The following is a 20361-nucleotide window of genomic DNA, read 5'->3' as shown; positions in this document are numbered from 1 at the left end:
TAAAACATTTACAAACATTAATCAACACTTTACGGAAAAATATTGTTTCATTATTTGTGTTTTTATTTTTAAAGTAGTTTTTTTTGAACAAAAACAAAAAAAACAAACATTTTTATTAAAAAGTGTTTGTTTTTTTAATATAATTATTTAATAACAGAAACTTTATCTTCTAATAACTGTGTACTATTGTATTCATCTTCATTTGTTACTAGTGCTGTGACATCTTTTAGACGATAAAATGTATAAAAATCTTCCTTATCAATTTTAGAAGTATCCATTAATAAATAGCGGGCAAAAGAATTTTGTAATGCAATTAATTGTGTCTGTCCCTCTTCAATTGTCGCTGTCATGATTTTATCGTCTTTTAACGCATTACAACTAAAAAAACTTTTATGAAAATGCATGTCAGCTAAAGCTATGTTAGCAATCTCCCCAAAAAATGATCGGGTACGCATTCGCATTTCCCCACCAATTAAATAGACTTTTACGTTTCCTTGTTTTTTGCTAAGTGTTTCAAAAACTGGAAGACAGTTTGTCACTACTCGCAGTGAATTATGATGAATTAACTGTGCCAATACTTCAATCGTAGTTCCCGGACCCAAAAAAATTGTTTCATCTTCTTTAATTAATTCCAATGCCTTTTGTGCAATGGTCTTTTTTTCAGTCATATTAATAATTTGTTTGTCCGAATGGGATAATTCTTCTTGCCGATAAGTGTGAACTGTCTTAGCGCCACCATGAACACGTTTTAAACGCCCTTGCTCTTCTAGTTCAGTTAAGTCCCGCCGCACCGTCATATCTGAGACATTCAAGCGTTCAACAATATCCGCTACTCGAATAGTCCCCTTCTCATCAACTAATGATACGATTGCATTAAAACGTTCTTCTTTTAACATCTGCAATCCCCTTTCATTCAACCTTACTGCTTTTAAATAATATTACGCTATTTTAATTGATAATGATAGTTTTAATCGTTAAATAATCCAATCCAAAAGAACTATAACAAGACGAACACATAATGTTTAAAATTTCCAGCAAATGGCTAGTAAAAACTACTTTAGGTAATAAATTTTTCCCATTTGTTGGATAAAAAAACTGAACCAAAAGTCGCTTAACTTTTGGTTCAGTTTTTATTTAATCAAACATGGAATCAAATAAGGACAATTGATTTTCATCTGGTAAATCTTTTAAAACACCATTTTCAGACATATACTCAATCAATGTCTTAGATACTTTCCCTCGATTGGCTAAATCTTCTTTAGAAAGAAAAGGACCATCTTTTCTAGCTTCCACGATTTGTTTGGCTACATTGACACCTAAACTAGGTACAGCGCGAAATGGTGCAATTAATTTGTTATCTTCTATCACAAAATTGACAGCATCTGATTTATACAAATCAATCATCCCAAATTCCAACCCACGCTCTAACATTTCGTTAGCCAACTCCAGAACAGTCAACAAATTCTTTTCTTTAGTGGAAGCTTCCATCCCTTTGTCTGTGATTTCTTTCATTCGATCCTTAACAGCATCTTTACCCCGGGTCATCGAGACTAAGTCAAAATCATCTGCACGTACAGAAAAATAAGCACAGTAATATAAAATTGGATAATAAACCTTAAAGTAAGCAACCCGCAATGCCATCAATACATAGGCTGCTGCGTGAGCTTTTGGGAACATATATTTAATCTTTGAACACGAGTCAATATACCAATCTGGCACATTATTTTCGCGCATGGCAGCAAGATATGTCTCCCGCAAGTCATCAGGAATTTTATTCCATTGTCCTTTACGAACAGTCTCCATAATTTTAAATGCCATGCCACTTTCTAAACCTGCGTGCATCAGATAAACCATAATATCATCACGACATCCGATTACTTCTGCTAAAGTTGCTTGTCCTTGACGAATCAGTTCTTCGGCATTTCCTAACCAAACATCTGTCCCATGAGATAAACCAGAAATTTGTAATAATTCAGCAAAGGTAGCCGGATGAGTTTCTTCTAACATTCCTCGGACAAAACGTGTTCCAAATTCTGGAATACCGAGTGTCCCTGTTCTTGAAAAAATTTGTTCTTCCGTCACATTCAAAACTTCAGGCCCATCAAAAATCCGCATTACATTAGGATCATCTGTCGGAATTGTTTTAGGATCAATTCCTGATAAATCTTGAAGCATTCGAATAACAGTAGGATCATCATGTCCTAAAATATCAAGCTTTAAAATATTGTCGTGAATAGAATGGAAATCAAAGTGTGTCGTCTTCCACTCGGCTCCCAGATCATCTGCGGGATATTGAATTGGTGTAAAATCATAAACATCCATATAATCAGGGATTACAATAATCCCTCCTGGATGCTGACCTGTTGTTCGCTTCACACCTGTCGCGCCTTGTGCTAGCCGATCAATTTCAGCTGCCCGCAACTGCATATTATGATCGCGTTCATATCCTTTCACAAAACCATAAGCTGTTTTATCAGCCACTGTACCGATTGTCCCAGCACGATAAACATAATCTTCTCCAAACAAAACTTTCGTATAGTTATGGGCTTCTGGTTGATATTCGCCTGAAAAATTTAAATCTATATCGGGAACTTTATCGCCTTTAAACCCTAAGAAAGTTTCAAATGGAATATCATGACCATCTTTATTTAAGCGTGTCCCACATTTAGGACAAGCTTTTTCCGGCATATCAAAACCAGATCCATAAGAACCATCTTCATAAAACTCTGAGTATTGACAATTTGGACAATAATAATGTGGAGCCAAAGGATTTACTTCTGTAATCCCCGTCATGGTAGCAACGAAACTAGAACCAACCGATCCTCTGGAACCAACTAGATACCCATCTTCATTACTTTTATGCACTAATTTTTGTGAAATTAAATAAATTACGGAAAAACCATTCCCGATAATTGACTTTAATTCTTTTTCTAGTCGTTTTTCAACGATATCAGGTAAAGGATCGCCATACAATTCTTTGGCACGATTATAACTTAAATTGGTAATTTCATCTTCTGAACCTGGAATTTTTGGTGTGTAAAGTTTATCTTTGACAGGAATTACTTTTTCACAAGAATCTAATAATTTGTTGGGATTTTCCACCACAATTTCTTTGGCAGTTTCTGAACCTAAAAACTGAAATGCGGTCAGCATTTCATCAGTTGTTCTAAAATGAACATCTGGCAAACTGTGGCGGTTTAACGGATTGGCACCACCTTGGGAGTTGATCAAAATTTTGCGATAAATCCCATCTTCTTCATTTAAATAATGAACATTACCTGTTGCAACAACTGGCTTTTCCAATTCGTGGCCAATAGCTACTAAATTACGGATGATTTCTTCTAAATCTCCTTCATTTTTTACCAATTCTTGTTCAATCAACGGCGCGTAAACCGCTTTTGGCATTACTTCAATGTAATCGTAAAACTTCGCTCTTTCTTTTGCCTCATCGACGCCTTTTTGCATCATGGCAACAAATACTTCGCCTTTATCACAAGCTGTTCCTAATAACAAACCCTCGCGTAGTTTCGATATTTCTGAACGTGGAATTCTTGGAACCCCCCCATGAAAATACTTCACATTTCCCATTGAAATTAATTTAAAGAGGTTTTTCAATCCAGCTTGAGTTTGTGCTAAGAGCGTTGCATGAAAAGGTCTGGCTGCTTTAAATGAATTCTCTCCACCTACGTGTCGATTTAAATCTTCGTGATAATGCATATCATGTTTTTCAATCGCCTCTTTGACAAAAATCCAAGCCAAATGTCCTGTCGCTTCTGAGTCATAAATCGCTCGGTGATGTTGTTCTAAACCAACACCAAATTTTTTTGTTAAGACGCCTAAACCAAAACGTTTAAACTCCGGATACAAATAGCGTGCCAATTCCAACGTATCAATAACTGGGTTAACAGCTTCTGGCATTTGTAAACGTTTATAAGTTGTATTAATAAAGCCCATATCAAAAGAAGCGTTGTGCGCAACTAACACACTGCCTTTTGCAAATTCAGTAAAAAGTGCCATGACTTCTTTTTCTGGTTTGGAACCACGAACCATTTCATCTGTGATACCTGTCAAGTCGACTGTTGTTTTAGATAACGGATGGCCTGGATCGATGAATTCGTCAAATGTGGCAATGACATTTCCTTTATGCATCTTTACTGCGGCTAATTCAATAATGGTATCATAGACTGCTGATAAACCGGTCGTTTCAACGTCAAAAACAACATATGTTGCATCGGTTAAAGAAACATGAGCAGGATTGTAAGCAACCGGTACTCCATCGTCCACCACATATGCTTCTACACCATATAAAACTTTCACTCCCGCTTTTTCTCCTGCATGGTAAGCATCTGGAAACCCTTGCGCACCACCATGGTCGGTAATTGCAATCCCGCGATGTCCCCATTTGCCTGCTTGCGCAACTAAATCAGAAATACTATTTGTGGCATCCATCGTACTCATATTGGAATGTAAGTGGAGTTCAACACGTTTTTCATCTTCTGGAGCATAATCTTTACGCGGTTCGTGTTTTACCTCTGCAATATCTTGCGCAATCATAACTAAATCTCTTTGGAAAGTGTCTTCTTGAATACTCCCTCTAATCTTTAACCATTTACCTTTTGTTAACGCTTCAAATATCTGTTCGTCTTTTTCACCATTGGAGAATTTTTTTACAATAAAAGATGAAGTATAATCTGTTACTTTTAACGTCAATAATTTGCGTTTGGTACGTAGTTCTCGGACTTCTGCATCAAAAACAAATCCTTCAAAAGTAACCCGTCGTTCTTCTTCAATAATGTTAACCATCGGAGTAATCGGTTCATCACTTGGGATATTACGTCCTAAAACGAGTGGACCGATGGACGGATTTTTCTCTTGTTTTTTCTTTTGCACATGCATTGCCATATTTTCTTGGGCCTGCTGCATAAATTGGGCATGTTGTTCCTCTTGTTTTTGCACCATTTCTTGCATGGCTTGCGCCCCTTTTACCTCATCAAAACGAGGTTCAATTCGGAATTTGGGGAAACCGAAATTTTGATAACTCAATTCCATTTTTGGCAAATAATCACTTGCCAAATAAGAAATTACTGCCTCATTAACCACGGGTAAAATAATTTTATTATTTTCTTTAAAAGGCATTTGACCTTTTACTGCTTGTTCCACTGCTTTAGTAGCACAATTTTGTTGCATAGCTAAAGGCCAATAATCTTGTAATAAGTTTTCATCCAATGCAGCATTTTCAATTTTAATATGCAACTTAACAGCTGCGATTTCATTAAAGGCCAATTGCAACTTTTGCCAAATATTTTGATATAACGTAGCTGGTAAGAGCTCTGTTAACGATAAAGTAAATTCCCAAATGCGAGACTTACGGTGAACAATAACCTCCGTAATTTCGCCATCTTTTAATAAGGGATGCTGCCTTTGCTCTGGTGCCAAATCGATTTGCTCTAATAAAATTGCAAAACGTTCATTTCCATTTGCCAAAAAATCTTCTCCCTTCTTTTCTCAAAGATACCTGAAATAGTATAAGCCAAATTCAAAATTAATGCACGAAGTAAAAAACGCCAAACAATTTAAAACTGTTTGGGCGCTTTTTTAAAAGAACCAACGTTGAATATCATTCCACGTTACAAGAACCATCAAAAGTAATAAAAAGCCAAAACCGATTAAAGTTAAAATCCCTTCTTTTTCCTGGCTTAATGGTTTTCCTCGCAGTCCTTCGATAATATTTAACACAATTTTCCCACCATCTAACGCCGGAATTGGCAATAAATTCATGACGCCAAGATTCATAGAAATAACCGCCATTAAAACCATCACCGTTAGCGGCCCTTGTTTAGCCGCTTGTGAGGACATTTGAAACATCGCTACTGGACCACCAAGTTTATTAATATCTGGCTTAGCAATTAAATTCCCCAAGGCATGTAATAATTGGACAGAACTATTCGCTGCTTGTTTAATTCCCCCTGTTAATTTACCTAAAAAGCTGGTATCCATCGGTACTTGTACCCCGATTCGTACAACTTCTTGTCCCTCTACTTTTTCTTTTTGTGGTTTCACCTGAGTCGTAAAAGTTTCATTTCCTCTTTTAACCGTAAAATTTAAAACAGACTTTTCGCTACCGGTGATGGCAGTAGTTAAATCATCCCATGACGAAATTTTTTGACCATCGATGCTTTGAATCGCATCTCCTTCTTTTAATTTAGCCGTTTGAGCTGGTGAATTTTCACTAATTATGCCCAATTTATTGGTATTGGTGATTGCAACACCACCTTGGATAAAGGTGATAATAACAAATAGGATAATCGCTAATAAAAAGTTATTCATCGGCCCGGCAAAATTTGTCAGCATCCGCTGCCATAATTTTGCCGACTGAAATTGGACGTCTCGAGGCGCAATCCGCACTTCTACACCATCGGATTCGATAATAGTAGCATTATGCAATACATCATACGTTACTAACTGGCTTTCATCACCATTTTGGTAACCTGAAACATATAATTTGTCTTCTAAATCAAACGCAGCCAATTCAAAAGGAAAGGCATTTACTAATTGCACCTTACTACTGGTATTAATCTGAGTAACTTTTCCCGCTTCATTTAAAACCAGTCCAATTGGCATACCTGGCGCTAATTCAACTTCATCTTCGCCATTGCCGGCCATGCGAACATAACCACCAATTGGCAAAGCTCTTAAGGTAAAAGTAGTGCCATCTTTGCCTTGATGTCCCCAAATTTTTGGCCCCATTCCAATTGCAAACTCTCGAACTAAAATTCCAGCCCGTTTTGCAAAAAAGTAATGACCAAATTCGTGTATAATAACAATTACACTAAATACGATAATAAATGTAATAAGTGTTTTCATGTCTTGTCTTCCCTTCATCCATAGTTTTTTTGACAAAAACTATTTAGCCTCTTAAACTGTGCTTATCTATTTTAGCATAGAAATCTCATCGACAAAACGTCTAATCTCTTTTTGTCATTTTATCTTCTATTAAAAAAAACACAAACTAATATGTTCATTAAAATAAACAATCTTTAAAAGTCATGTAAATGCTGACTCTTAAAGATTGCCTTGGACTGTTATTATACTAAAAGATACCAAACAGATGCATAATTGGAAAAACAAACAATAGGCTATCAAAACGATCTAAAATACCACCGTGTCCTGGTAAAATATTCCCCGAATCTTTGACGCCAAAATGACGTTTAACCGCCGATTCAACAAGATCGCCAAATTGTCCCACCACCGAGAAAATTACAGTAAAAATTAAAACGAGAGATATTGAGTGTCCAAAATCTTGTTTACCTTGGAAAATTAAAACGTAAATAGCAGCTACAATAACTGCCGAAACAATTCCACCAATAGCGCCTTCTACTGTTTTATTGGGAGAAATTTCTGGCCATAGTTTATTTTTGCCATACTGACGACCAACCATATATGCACCGATGTCTGTCGCCCAAACGATTAACAGACCAAAAAATAAAATGATAAGACTCTCGCTACGAGCACTTACAAAATCGCGAAAACCCATGCCAGCATATAAACTAACCAAAACCGGAAAACCAGCTTCATCAATTGTGTACATATTCTTTGATATGACAGCGGCCCCTAATAATAAAAGTACGGTCAAATAAAACAAAGAAAAAGTATCTACATTGGCTGGCAAAAAGAAAAACCATCGCTCTTTGGGTAGTACCAATAAAACCGCGCCAATTGCACTAATAATTCCTTCAAAACTGACAATATTTAACTCTTTCATTCTAAACAGTTCATAGACTGCTACTACTGCTAAAACAGCTGCAGTAACTTCAATTGCAATGCCGCCGACATAAATAATGGGAATAAACAATGCCAAGGCGACTACTGCTGTAATAACTCGTTGTCTCACAATTATCTCTCCTTTATTCTCACAGAACCTTTATTTTTTCAAGCCTCCGAAACGCCGATCACGATTTTGAAATGCAGCAATCGCCATTTCCAATAGCTCGCCATTAAAGTCTGGCCACAAAGCATCAGTAAAGAATAATTCACTATAAGCAATCTGCCACAACAAAAAGTTACTAATTCTTTCTTCACCGCTAGTACGAATTAACAATTCTGGATCTCGTAATTCTATTGGTAAAAATCCTGTCATTAAATGATCACTAATAAGCGTTTCCGTTATTTCTTCTTCACTTGCATCCTTTTTTTTGAGCTCTGCGTAAATATCTTTAACTGCTGTTACTATTTCTGCCCTACTACCATAATTTAAAGCGAAATTCAAAACCATCCCAGTATTATCTTTTGTTTGTTCAATAGCTCGTGTTACTGCATCTTGAGTATGTGCTGGTAAAAACTCCGTGTACCCCATTACATTTACTTTAACATTTTCTTTGATGAGTTCAGGGACAAATTTATCAAAGAAATCAACTGGCAACTGCATCAGAAAGCTCACTTCTTCTTCGGGTCGTTTCCAATTTTCTGTCGAAAAAGCATACAATGTTAAAACCTTTACACCTAAACGAGAAGCGTGCTTTGTAATTGTCTTAACTGTCTCCATACCTTCTTTATGTCCGGCTACACGCGGCAAACGCCGATTTTGTGCCCAACGACCATTACCATCCATAATAATCGCAATATGTTTAGGAATAGCTCTGTTACTGTCAAAAGTAAACTCCGCTTCTTCTTGGACATACTTATTTTTTTGCGGAAAAAAACGCCACATAAAAAAGCCTCCTAACTAATTATTACTACAAAATAAATCATCTTCTCCATTATAGCAATAATCAGAATACTTGCCTATGAAAAGAAATAACACTTAGTAAAAATCTTAACGATCTTTATCCACAACAATAAGAATAAAAAGGCTTTTATCCTCCTTATGATGTTTCACAACAGAGATATTATATTTTTTAATTTAGTAGAAACCATGTCGAATAGAAAGTTTTTAAGCATTTTTGTTTCACAAATAAAGTACCGAATAGTTAAAAATCTTATTACAAAATTCAGAGTCCTTAATTTTTTTACGTTTATGATATAGCTTATCTCAAAAACTGCTAAGCAGCATTAATCGTATCGCTTTTTTGTTCTCACAATTGTATGATTTACGCTCTCAAACAAAAAAAATTGCACAAAGTTCGTGCAATTTTTTTAGACTATTAAACTTCTAAAAGTTCTTTTTCTTTGTCAGCAGCAATTTGATCCAATTGTTTAATGCTATCATCAGTTAATTGTTGTACTTCTTTTTCTAAATCGCGTAAATCATCTTCCGTGATGTCACTATTTTTTTCTTGTTTTTTGTAAGCATCCATTGCATCACGACGCACGTTGCGGACAGCAACTTTCGCATTTTCTGCTTCTTTTTTCACTTCTTTAGCCAATTCTTTTCGACGTTCTTCAGTTAATTGTGGAAACACAAGACGAATTACCGTACCATCGCTTTGAGGGGTAATTCCGATATCACTTGTTAATAAAGATTTTTCCACTTCTTTAATCATAGACTTGTCAAAAGGCGTAATTAAAAGTACACGTGCTTCTGGTGTCTGAATTGACGCCATTTGATTAAGCGGTGTTGGCACGCCATAATAAGGCACTAAAACACGGTCTAATAGTCCCGCATTAGCACGACCTGCCCGAATCTGTCCCAAAGTACGTTGTAAATTCTCAGCGACTTTTTGCATTTTCTCTTTTGCTTCTGTCATTGTTGCATCTGCCATTTTATTTCCCCCTTACCGTAGTTCCAATGTGTTCGCCTAATATAACACGACGAATATTTCCTGGTTCATTTAAATTGAAGACAACTAAAGGAATATCATTGTCCATACTTAGTGAGCTTGCTGTTGAATCCATTACTTGAAGTCCTTTTGAGATGACATCTAAATGTGTCAATTCTTCAAATTTAACCGCAGTATCATCAAGTTTTGGATCCGCAGAATAAACCCCATCAACATTATTTTTTGCCATTAAAATGACATCAGCATCGATTTCTGCAGCACGCAATGCAGCGGTGGTATCTGTTGAGAAGTATGGATTCCCAGTTCCACCAGCAAAAATAACAATTCGCCCTTTTTCTAAATGACGTTCTGCGCGACGACGAATATAAGGTTCTGCAATTTGACGCATTTCAATTGATGTTTGCACTCGTGTGGGTACACCTTCATTTTCCAAGGTATCTTGTAATGCTAAAGCATTCATAACTGTTGCTAACATTCCCATGTAATCTGCTTGTGCTCTTTCCATTCCCATTTGAGCGCCAATTTGTCCACGCCAAATGTTGCCGCCACCAACAACAATTGCCATTTCGACGCCAAGTGAATGAACATCTTTAATTTCTTTGACAATTTCTTTGATGGTCGGTGGTTTAATGCCAAAGCCTTCATCGCCTGCTAATGCTTCCCCACTTAATTTTAGGACTACTCGTTGATATTTTGGTTTAACCATTTTGCTTCCTCCGTATCTTCTACTGACTATTGTAGCATAGATTAAAATAATCTATGCACTCTTGCCAGTCTTTGCCGTTATTTTTTATAACTGGCTTTAAAAAAAGGGAGCGCATAAAATGCGTTCCCTACTATTCAATTGAATAGAATTATTTTTTAACTTGACTCATAACTTCTTCAACAAAGTTATCTTCGCGTTTTTCGATACCTTCGCCAACTTCAAAACGTACAAATGATTTCACTGTAGCACCTTTTGAAGCAACGTATTGCGAAACAGTCATATCTGGGTCTTTAACAAATGGTTGATCAACTAAAGAAATTTCAGCTTTGAATTTTTTCAAGCGACCTTCGACCATTTTTTCAACGATATTAGCAGGCTTGCCTTCGTTTAATGCTTGTTCCGTTAAAACATTTTTTTCATGTTCTAATTCTTCAGCTGGAATTTGTGATTCATCAACGTAACGAGGGTTAATAGCTGCAACGTGCATTGCAATATCTTTTGCAACTGTTTCGTCAGTTGTTCCATCTAAAACAGTTAATACAGCGATGCGTCCACCCATGTGCAAGTAGCCACCAAAGGCTGCGTTATCGTCTTTTTCAACAACTTCAAAACGACGGAAGCTGATTTTTTCACCAATAACTTGAGTCGCTTCGATTAATGAGGATTCAACTGTACCTTTAGCTGTTGCTAATTTCATAGCAGCTTCCATATCAGCAGGCTTGTTTGCTGCTACTAATTCAGCAATTTCTTTAACTAAATCTTGGAACATTTCGTTTTTAGAAACAAAGTCGGTTTCTGAGTTTACTTCAACGACTGCTGCAACGTTGCCATTTACAGCAACAGAAGCCAAACCTTCAGCTGCGATACGGTCATTTTTCTTAGCAGCTTTTGCCATACCTTTTTCTCTTAATAAATCTACGGCTTTTTCAATGTCGCCTTCAACTTCTACTAATGCACGTTTTGCATCCATCATACCGACACCTGTCATGTCGCGTAATTCTTTAACCATTTTAGCTGTAACGTCTGCCATCTTGTGGTTCCTCCTCGAAATTTGTTGCAGAAATTCTGCACTTTCTTTAAAAAAAGCTGTTTCAAAGGAGAGTGAGGCTTGCCGCCTAGCCTTTGAAACAGCTCCGTGTCAAAAATTATTTAACTAAATTATTCAGCTTGATTGTCGCCTTCAACAACGTCAACAATTTCTTCGATTGATGTTGTGCCTTCAGCATCTTCTGATACAAAAGTTTCTTCGACAACTTGGTCTTCACCTTGATTGCCTTCGATTAAAGCGTCAGCCATTTTAGCTGTAATTAATTTAACGGCGCGAATCGCATCATCATTTGATGGGATTACAACATCGATTTCATCTGGATCACAGTTTGTATCAACCATCGCTACGATTGGGATATTCAATTTACGAGCTTCTTGAACAGCAATGCGTTCTTTACGAGGGTCAACAATATACATTACATCTGGAATACGTGGCATATCCGCAATACCACCTAAGAATTTTTCAAGACGTTCGCGTTCTTTATTTAAGCCCACAACTTCTTTTTTAGGTAGCACTTCAAACGTACCGTCTTCTTCCATTTTGTTGATTTGTTTCAAACGAGCAACACGTTTTTGGATTGTTTCCCAGTTAGTCAACGTACCGCCTAACCAACGATGGTTAACGTAGAATTGACCAGCACGAGTTGCTTCTTCTTTGATAGCTTCTTGTGCTTGTTTTTTTGTACCAACAAACAATGCAACGCCGCCTTCTTCTGCAACGTTTTTCATGTAGTCGTATGCTGCATCAACTAACTTAACTGTTTTTTGTAAGTCGATAATGTAAATACCATTACGTTCTGTGAAGATATATTTCTTCATTTTTGGGTTCCAGCGACGAGTTTGGTGACCAAAGTGTACGCCGGCTTCTAGCAATTGTTTCATTGAGATTACTGCCATGTTTTTGTTTCCTCCAATTTGGTTTTTCCCTTTCAAAAACGTCAAGCTCTTTGGCAGACTTTACTGTTTGTAAAGCACCCTGTCTCAGATCCGCTTTTGATGTGGATTTTTTTGTTTGTAGAGTTTTCACCCCACATCCTTAGCTATTATACCGATAAAGGAGTTTAGTTTCAAGCGCGAAATCATCTTTTTTCATCTTTTATTCAAATTGAGTAAGAAAAAATACGATTTCTACTATTTTAAAATACAAGCTATTTCTCTTTTTAAGTGTTATTATTTTAGCAATTAATATTTCTGGAAAAGACAGATAATTCAAACATATTGTAATAAATTTTAGTAATCCGCATAAAATTAAGCTGACAATTCTTTTGCTGTATAATAAATCATTAATAGCACTATCTTAAAAGATTTTATTTTGTTATGATAAGGTTGCAAATTTTTTTGATAAAGGAGCAAACTGATGCGTAAAGCTGATCGTCATTTATTAATTAAACAAATTGTTAGCAACCAAACCGTCCGCACACAAGAAGAACTTTTAAACATTTTGGAAAGCCATGGTGTTTCAGCTACACAAGCGACAATTTCACGGGATATTCGTGATTTAAAAATTATTAAAGTTCCTGACGAAAATGGTGTCGCTCGTTTTGAAATTTTTCAAGGAGATCGTTTTGAAGGTGACGGTCGCGAAGAAGAGCGCCGCCTCATTCATATGGTAGAAGACGTTGTTGTCAAAGTTGAACGAGTTCAATTTTTAACGATTATTGTCACCATTCCCGATAATGCTCAAGTTTTATGTGCTTTAATTGACGATATCGAAGTGCCAGAAAAAGTTACCACGATTGCGGGTTTTGATACTGTCATTGTCATCTCACGAACAGAAGAGGATGCAATCAAAATCGAAGAATATTTTAAATCACATATTATCGCTTAACAAACGTTCTAAAAAGTTACAATGTTATACGAATAACACACTTAGTTATTAAATCAAAAAAACTGTGACCAAAATTGGCCACAGTTTTTTTGATGAACATACAATTAATATGTTTGCTTACTTATTTTTCAAGTTGAAAATATTTTTATTACATTTTTTCAGGAGCGTGCAATCCCAATAGCCGTAAATCTTCTTTTAATAAAACAGTAACTGCGTATACTAACGCTAAACGAGCTGCTTTTTGATCATCATCTGCTAAAATTTTCACATTCGCATAATATTTATTAAATACCTGTGCCAATTTAATTGCGTGTTTAGCAATAACAGATGGTTCATAATTTGCAGCTGCCTTTAAGATTGTCTCTGGGTATTGTTGAATCAATTTAACAACTTCCCAAGCTGCTTCATCATTCAATTTATAGTTTGCAGCTTCACTTGGTGTGAAATCAGCTTTCGCCAAAATACTCATGGCGCGCGCGTGCGTATATTGTACATATGGCCCTGTCTCACCTTCAAAACGTACAACTTCTTCTAATGTGAAGTCAAACGTATTTAAACGATCATTTTTGAGGTCATGGAAAATAACAGCACCCACACCAACTTGCTTTGCAACTTCATCTTTGTTCTCTAAATCAGGATTTTTCTCAGATATTTGTTCTTTAGCGGATTCAATCGCTTGATTTAATACTTCCTCTAATAGAACAATTTTGCCTTTACGGGTAGATAATTTCTTACCGCCTTGCGTGATTAATCCAAACGCAATATGATGCATATCATCAGACCAATCAAAGCCCATCTCTTTTAAGACTGCTTTCAACTGTTTAAAATGATAACTTTGTTCATTTCCAACAACATAAATGGATTGCGCAAAATCATAAGTGCGTTTGCGGTACAATGCGGCTGCTAAATCACGGGTAATATAAAGTGTGGCACCATCTGACTTGCGAATTAATGCTGGATTTAAATCATAAGTAGATAAGTCAACAATTTCAGCACCACGATCTTCTTTTAATAAATGTTTTTCTTCTAACAATTCAATAATTTCATCCATCTTGTCATTGTAAAAAGCTTCACCATTCAACGAGTCAAACTTTACTTCTAACATGTCATAAATTTTATTGAATTCTTTCATGGATTCATCACGGAACCATTGCCATAAAGAAACAGCTTCTTTATCACCGTCTTCTAGTTTTTTAAACCACGCCCGCGCTTCATCGTCTAATTCAGGTTGTGTTTCAACTACTTCATGGAACTGCACATATAAACGCAGTAATTCATTGATTGGTTCGGACTTAACTGCTTCTTCTGATCCCCATTTTTTGTAAGCAACAATTAATTTACCAAATTGCGTACCCCAATCCCCCAAATGGTTAATTCGGATTGGATTGTAACCAATTTTTTCCATAATAAAGCCAATTGAATTTCCAATGACCGTTGAACGTAAATGGCCCATTGAAATAGGCTTAGCAATATTTGGTGAAGATAAGTCAATTGGTACATTACGATTTTCACCGATATTAGCATCACCATAATGTTCTTTTTCTTTTATTACAGTAGCTAGAACTTTTTCTGAAATAGCGCTCTTGTTCATAAAAAAGTTTAAGTATGGTCCAACTACTTCAATTTTTTCAAAATTCGTCTCATCAATTTTTTCTGCTAGTTCTGGTGCAATTTGTTGTGGCGCTTTTTTATATGCTTTAGCTAGAGCAAAAGCCGGGAAAGCGACATCCCCATGATCCGCAGATTTTGGATTTTCCAGTAATTTTTCAATTTGTTCCATTGTTAGATCATCTTTTAATACATCATAAAGTGCTTTTGCTACGACATCTTTATTGTTCATCTGATATCCTCCTTAGATTAAAATGAGTTAAAAACTCATCAGTTACCTTTATTTTACAATTTAATAATCACCATGGCCACTTAGAGCTTTAGTTATTTTTGATTTTGCCAATAAAAAAAGCCCCTAACGATAATCGTTAGAGACGAGACTTCCCGCGGTACCACTCTTGTTGTTTGAATACTCAAACCAGCTTCTCTATAACGGTAGATTGCCGTCTGCTATAAACAGATTTTCCCAAGTGCGCTTCTTATCCGTCTTCTTGTTTGGCTTACACCATCCCAAACTCGCTTAATTTCCAACAAATAATACTCTCTTGTTCACAAAATCAATTATTAAACTGACACCGATTATAACAAATACTTTTTTTTCTGGCTAGTCTTTTTATCCTCATTTCAAATAAAAAAAGTATTTTCTTTCAATTATTTGTTTTAATTTGTATTTTTACTAGTCATATTTCAAAAAATATCCCCACTGTACCCTAAAGGAGAAAAATGCACAGCAGAGATATTTTTTAACAAATTAATTATTAATCCGCAACCACTATTGTACCATCTTCATTAGCTAATAAGTTTTCAATATTTTCTAACGAGGTAATGATTGCTTTGCCTTCAGGACGCGCTTCAACAAATTCAATACATGCTTGTACTTTAGGCAACATGCTACCAGGAGCAAATTGATCTTCTTTAATATACTGCTTCATTTCTGAAACTGTTACACGTTCTAGTTTCTTTTGGTCTGGTTTTTGATAATTTACATAAACATTATCAACACCTGTCAAAACGATTAAAAGATCTGCTTTAATGATTTCAGCTAGTTTTTCAGATGCAAAATCTTTGTCGATGACAGCTTCGCGACCTTCTAAGCCTTTTTGTGTTTCGACAACTGGAATACCGCCACCACCAACCGAAATTGTAACAACGCCTTGATCGACTAAACTTTCAATGACGCGTGCTTCTTTGATTGAAAGTGGTTTTGGTGAAGCAACAACTTTTCGCCAACCTCGTCCTGCATCTTCTTTAAAAGTAGCATTACCAGTTTGCATTTGTTGTTTGGCTTCTTCTTCAGTAAAGAATGGGCCCACAGGTTTGCTTGGGTTATGAAAAGATGGATCATCTTCTGCCACAATAACTTGTGTCACTAAAGAAACAACATCTTTGTCAATGCCTTTTTCTTTTAAGATAGCACCCATTTCATTTTGCAACCAGTACCCAATTGAACCTTCTGTCATAGCTACACAAGTATCTAAAGGCATAGCTGGTGTTTTTTCAGAATCAGCAGCTGCTTGTTGAATCAATAAATTTCCAACTTGTGGACCGTTACCATGAGAGATGATTAGTTCATCACCTTGTTCAATAAATTGTACTAAATATTTTGCAGTTTCTTTTAATGCATTTTGTTGTGCTTGGGCAGTAGCATCATCAGATAGGATCGCATTCCCGCCTAAAGCAACAACAACTTTTCGCTTTGCCATAATTATCGCTCCTCGTAAGAAATTTTGACAGTTTTTAGAAACACCAAAACAAGCCAGCTCTTTTGACAGGCAAAAGGCTCAAAGAACTGACTCGTCTTAGTTAAAGTAGGTTTTAATTTAATAGCGATTAAGCACGTGGAATGAACAGATTACCTAATGTCGCAGCCATAATAGCTTTGATTGAGTGCATGCGGTTTTCTGCTTGATCAAATTGACGAGCATATTTTGAACGGAATACTTCGTCAGTAACTTCCATTTCAGTAATACCAAATCTTTCTTTCATTTGTTCGCCGTATACAGTATTTGTATCATGGAACGCTGGCAAGCAATGCAAGAAGATTAAGCGATCAGTATTATGTGTTTTTTCAATCATTTCCATATTAATTTGGTAAGGACGTAATAGTTTGATACGTTCTTCAAATTTGTCTTCTTCACCCATAGATACCCAAACATCTGAGTACAATACATCAGCGCCATCGACACCTTTATCAACGTCATCTGTTACCATTAATTTAGCACCAGATTTTTCGGCAAATTCTTGTGCCATTTTTTGGATTTCTTCTTCAGGCTGTAATTCTTTTGGTGCTACAATACGTACATTTGTACCTAAGATTGCACCTGTAACCAATAGAGAATTAGCCATATTGTTACGTCCATCACCACAATAAGCCAATGTGATACCTTCAACAGTTCCAAAGTTTTCTTGAATTGTTAGGAAGTCAGCAATCATTTGTGTTGGATGCCATTCGTCTGTCAAACCATTCCAAACCGGAACGCCTGAAAACTCAGCCAACTCTTCAACCATTTTTTGGCTGAATCCGCGGAACTCAATTCCGTCAAACATCCGGCCCAATACTTTAGCAGTATCTTCAGTAGATTCTTTTTTACCTAATTGAATATCGTTTGCACCAAGATATTCAGGATGAGCACCTAAATCAATAGCAGCAGTTGTAAATGCAGCTCGAGTACGAGTAGAAGTTTTTTCAAATAATAATGCAATATTCTTGCCTTCTAAATAGTGATGTGGGATGCCACGTTTTTTAAGATCTTTCAAATGTTCAGAAAAATCGATTAAATATTGTAATTCTTCTTTAGTAAAATCTTTCTCTGCTAACAAGCTTCTTCCTTGGAATACTGATTCTTTCATAAGTTGAGCTCTCCTTTAGTTAGTTTTCATTTGGTCCGCAAGACGGCTTACAGCCGCCCGCAGAACCAATTCATACCTTTATTTTTTTAAATCTTCACGTACTAATGGTTGACTCATGCAACGAGGACCACCACGACCGCGTGATAATTCTCCTGAATGAATTTCTAGTACTTTGATACCATAACTACGTAGAATTTCATTTGATACATAGTTACGATTATATGTTACCACTACACCTGGGGCAATTGCCAACGTATTGGAACCATCATTCCATTGTTCCCGAGGCGCCACAATAGCATCGCCATCTCCTGTTGGAATTAATACTAAATCATCTAAATGTAGTAAATCTTTCAATGTACCATGCAAATCATTGGTTTGAGTAATGGTAATGTCATCCCCATTTGGTTCTAAGATAAAGCAATCAATTTTACCATCGGCATCTTGGATAGCTGGATGAATGGTGAATTTGTCATAATCAACCATTGTAAATACAGTATCCAAATGCATCATTGCACGATTATTTGGAATTTTAATTGCCAAAACTTTTTCAAAGCCAGCATTTTTAGCAAACATATTGCGTGCTAATTTTTCTAAAGTTTTAGCATTAGTCCGTTGTGAAATACCTACAGCCAATACTTCGTGGCTAAGAACTAATTCATCTCCACCTTCAATATGCCCTTCAGCTTCACGGTCTAACCAAACATCAACTTTTCCTGCAAAACGTGGGTGATGTTTTAAAATGTATTCCGTAAACAATGATTCACGACGACGTGCTTCAAAAGTCATTTTGTTAACTGTCATCCCGTTACCAATTGATGCGGAAGGATCGCGAGTGAAGTATAAGTTAGGCATTGGATCCATATAAAATGGGTATTCATCATCCGCTGATAAATCTAACAGTGAACGAGATTTAACATTAATTTCTTTTGTACGTACACCTGCCATAATTTTATCAACCATGTCTTGTGTTTCCATACTAAGAAGATACTCAAATAATTCTTGGCGAACAGCAGCTGAATCAATATGAGATTCATCTAAGATGCGGTTTAAGAATTCTTCTTTTACATTACCAGCATCAATAGCTTCTGTTGATAGTTTTTCTAAATACAGAGTTTCTGCACCATTGTCTTGTAAAACTTTGGCGAACTCGTCATGCTCTGCTTGAGCATTTGGCAAATATGGAATATCATCAAATAATAAACGATCCATAATGTCTGGAGTTAAGTTTTCAACTTCTACGCCAGGTCTTTTCAATAGAACAGTGTTTAGTTTTCCTATTTCGGAAAACACGTGAATTGGTTTGTCCATTTTTTATTGCCTCCTCGTTATTGATTACATTAATAGATTAACCCTTAAAAGAAAGGGCTTTCAAATTTATCTAACATTATAAACGAGAAATATTTCACACTATATTAGGTGTTATTTATATTTACCCGATTAATGAATGAAACAAACACAACAGAAGATATATTTATTCATTTTGAACGAAAAAAAAATATTTATTCATTTGATTTTTTTTTTTGCATATAAATATTTTTCTTTATTAGCAACGATTATACAACTTGAAAACGCATACTTTTAACAAATAATGTATATTAAGACTATACAAAACAGCGTTTTATTCATTTTTATCATCTTCTCTCAATAAAAAACCATATAATGCTTGCTCATTATTTTTTTGCCGAAACACACTTCTTTTACCTTAGTTTTGCTTTACAAACCTACTAAAAAAGGCAACAATATAAATTAGAGAAAAAAGTGAAAAAAGGAGTTAGCCAGTTATGTATGCCGATAAGGTAGACTATCAATTTTCCCGTTTAAGATACCAAGCAGATTTTGAACACCTTACTGATGACGAATTCCAACTTTTAAAAGCTAATGTTTTATTACGTTCCTATAAGAAAGGGCAAGTACTCTTTGACGAAGGAGATGCCCGAGATAGACTGTATTATGTCGTTGATGGGCTCGTTCGCATCGAACGTTACGACGAAAGTGCAACTTACTACTACTACGATTATGTAACTAATTACAGTGTATTCCCTTTAGGCGGAGTTTTTGAAGCAGAAGTTTATACACATAGCGCTCAAGCAATGACGGATATCGAAACTTTTTATTTTCCTACCCAAATTTATGAGCAAATATGCCAAAAAAATACGAATCAATTGCTTTATCTTATCAAAAAGCAAAATAAAATTATTGAAAGTCATCAATTACGCCTACAAACCGGTTTAACTTCAAACGCTCATGATCGTGTGACGCAAAATCTCTACATATTAAAACGAGAGTTAGGCCAGCAGGAGTCTAAGACAAAAGTCACAATCCCATTTCCCATTACTTTAAAAGAGTTAGCCGTTAATAGTGGAACTACTCGTGAGACAGCTGGGCAAGTTATTAAAAAGTTAAAAGAAAAAGGATTTATTGACTATGATAAAAAAATCTTTACTTTTTACGAAGATGCCATTAAATAGGTGATCAAACAAAAACGGATGATTTAACAATTGTTAAATCATCCGTTTTTGTTTTGTTAAATGTAATTCAACTGAAATAAGTATTCATAAAATTTGATTTCATTCCCCCAAAATCCATCAATTTTTTTGAAACTCCCT

The 20361-nt window shown here is 35.8% G+C and carries 15 protein-coding genes and 1 other annotated feature; of the genes, 2 read left to right on the top strand and 13 right to left on the bottom strand.

Annotation, left to right across the window (positions count from 1 at the left end; all coding sequences use genetic code 11):
- Positions 1-143: 143 nt before the first annotated feature.
- From EsVE80_RS05505 to rpsB, 9 genes are all read right to left on the bottom strand, one after another.
- On the bottom strand, positions 144-896 hold the full coding sequence (locus EsVE80_RS05505) for a DeoR/GlpR family DNA-binding transcription regulator (RefSeq protein ID WP_173102817.1): 753 nt from the start codon (positions 894-896) through the stop codon (positions 144-146).
- Between the two features lie 238 nt (positions 897-1134).
- Entirely contained in the window at positions 1135-5484 is a 4350-nt protein-coding gene (locus tag EsVE80_RS05500) for a PolC-type DNA polymerase III (protein ID WP_173102816.1), read from the bottom strand.
- 111 nt (positions 5485-5595) lie between these two features.
- A complete protein-coding gene (rseP, locus tag EsVE80_RS05495; RefSeq protein WP_173102815.1) occupies positions 5596-6864 on the bottom strand; it encodes an RIP metalloprotease RseP in 1269 nt (422 codons plus the stop codon).
- Positions 6865-7090: 226 nt separating this feature from the next.
- Positions 7091-7891: a phosphatidate cytidylyltransferase gene (locus EsVE80_RS05490; RefSeq protein WP_173102814.1), complete on the bottom strand. Its 801-nt coding sequence runs from the start codon at positions 7889-7891 to the stop codon at positions 7091-7093.
- A 30-nt stretch (positions 7892-7921) separates the two neighbouring features.
- The gene (locus tag EsVE80_RS05485) at positions 7922-8707 is read right to left on the bottom strand and encodes an isoprenyl transferase (RefSeq protein WP_173102813.1); all 786 of its coding nucleotides are present in this window, start codon (positions 8705-8707) and stop codon (positions 7922-7924) included.
- Between the two features lie 433 nt (positions 8708-9140).
- On the bottom strand, positions 9141-9698 hold the full coding sequence (frr, locus tag EsVE80_RS05480; RefSeq protein WP_173102812.1) for a ribosome recycling factor: 558 nt from the start codon (positions 9696-9698) through the stop codon (positions 9141-9143).
- A gap of 1 nt (position 9699) precedes the next feature.
- Complete coding sequence (pyrH, locus tag EsVE80_RS05475; RefSeq protein ID WP_173102811.1) at positions 9700-10422, bottom strand: UMP kinase; 723 nt, start codon at positions 10420-10422, stop codon at positions 9700-9702.
- A 148-nt stretch (positions 10423-10570) separates the two neighbouring features.
- Entirely contained in the window at positions 10571-11452 is an 882-nt protein-coding gene (tsf, locus tag EsVE80_RS05470; RefSeq protein ID WP_173102810.1) for a translation elongation factor Ts, read from the bottom strand.
- Between the two features lie 128 nt (positions 11453-11580).
- Positions 11581-12366, bottom strand: a complete 786-nt coding sequence (gene rpsB / locus EsVE80_RS05465) for a 30S ribosomal protein S2 (protein ID WP_095006761.1) — start codon at positions 12364-12366, stop codon at positions 11581-11583.
- A gap of 460 nt (positions 12367-12826) precedes the next feature.
- On the opposite strand from rpsB, the gene EsVE80_RS05460 reads away from it, so the two are divergent.
- Entirely contained in the window at positions 12827-13297 is a 471-nt protein-coding gene (locus EsVE80_RS05460) for an arginine repressor (RefSeq protein ID WP_173102809.1), read from the top strand.
- Positions 13298-13445: 148 nt separating this feature from the next.
- On the opposite strand, the gene argS is transcribed toward EsVE80_RS05460, so the two are convergent.
- The 4 genes from argS to arcA form a co-directional block, all read right to left on the bottom strand.
- Positions 13446-15137: an arginine--tRNA ligase gene (gene argS, locus EsVE80_RS05455; RefSeq protein WP_173102808.1), complete on the bottom strand. Its 1692-nt coding sequence runs from the start codon at positions 15135-15137 to the stop codon at positions 13446-13448.
- Positions 15138-15272: 135 nt separating this feature from the next.
- Positions 15273-15467: a binding site (T-box leader), on the bottom strand.
- A 196-nt stretch (positions 15468-15663) separates the two neighbouring features.
- Positions 15664-16608 carry a carbamate kinase gene (gene arcC, locus EsVE80_RS05450; protein WP_173102807.1) on the bottom strand — a complete coding sequence of 315 codons (945 nt, stop codon included), beginning with the start codon at positions 16606-16608 and terminating at the stop codon, positions 15664-15666.
- Between the two features lie 127 nt (positions 16609-16735).
- Positions 16736-17755, bottom strand: coding sequence for an ornithine carbamoyltransferase (argF, locus tag EsVE80_RS05445; RefSeq protein ID WP_173102806.1), 1020 nt, complete (start codon positions 17753-17755; stop codon positions 16736-16738).
- A 78-nt stretch (positions 17756-17833) separates the two neighbouring features.
- Entirely contained in the window at positions 17834-19063 is a 1230-nt protein-coding gene (gene arcA, locus EsVE80_RS05440) for an arginine deiminase (RefSeq protein ID WP_173102805.1), read from the bottom strand.
- 473 nt (positions 19064-19536) lie between these two features.
- Between arcA and EsVE80_RS05435 the strand changes: the two genes are divergently transcribed.
- Positions 19537-20223 carry a Crp/Fnr family transcriptional regulator gene (locus EsVE80_RS05435; RefSeq protein ID WP_173102804.1) on the top strand — a complete coding sequence of 229 codons (687 nt, stop codon included), beginning with the start codon at positions 19537-19539 and terminating at the stop codon, positions 20221-20223.
- The last annotated feature ends 138 nt before the right edge of the window (positions 20224-20361 follow it).

The sequence above is a fragment of the Enterococcus saigonensis genome (genome assembly GCF_011397115.1).
Classification (GTDB): Bacteria; Bacillota; Bacilli; order Lactobacillales; family Enterococcaceae; genus Enterococcus_C; species Enterococcus_C saigonensis.
This window is presented reverse-complemented; position numbering and strand designations above follow the sequence as displayed.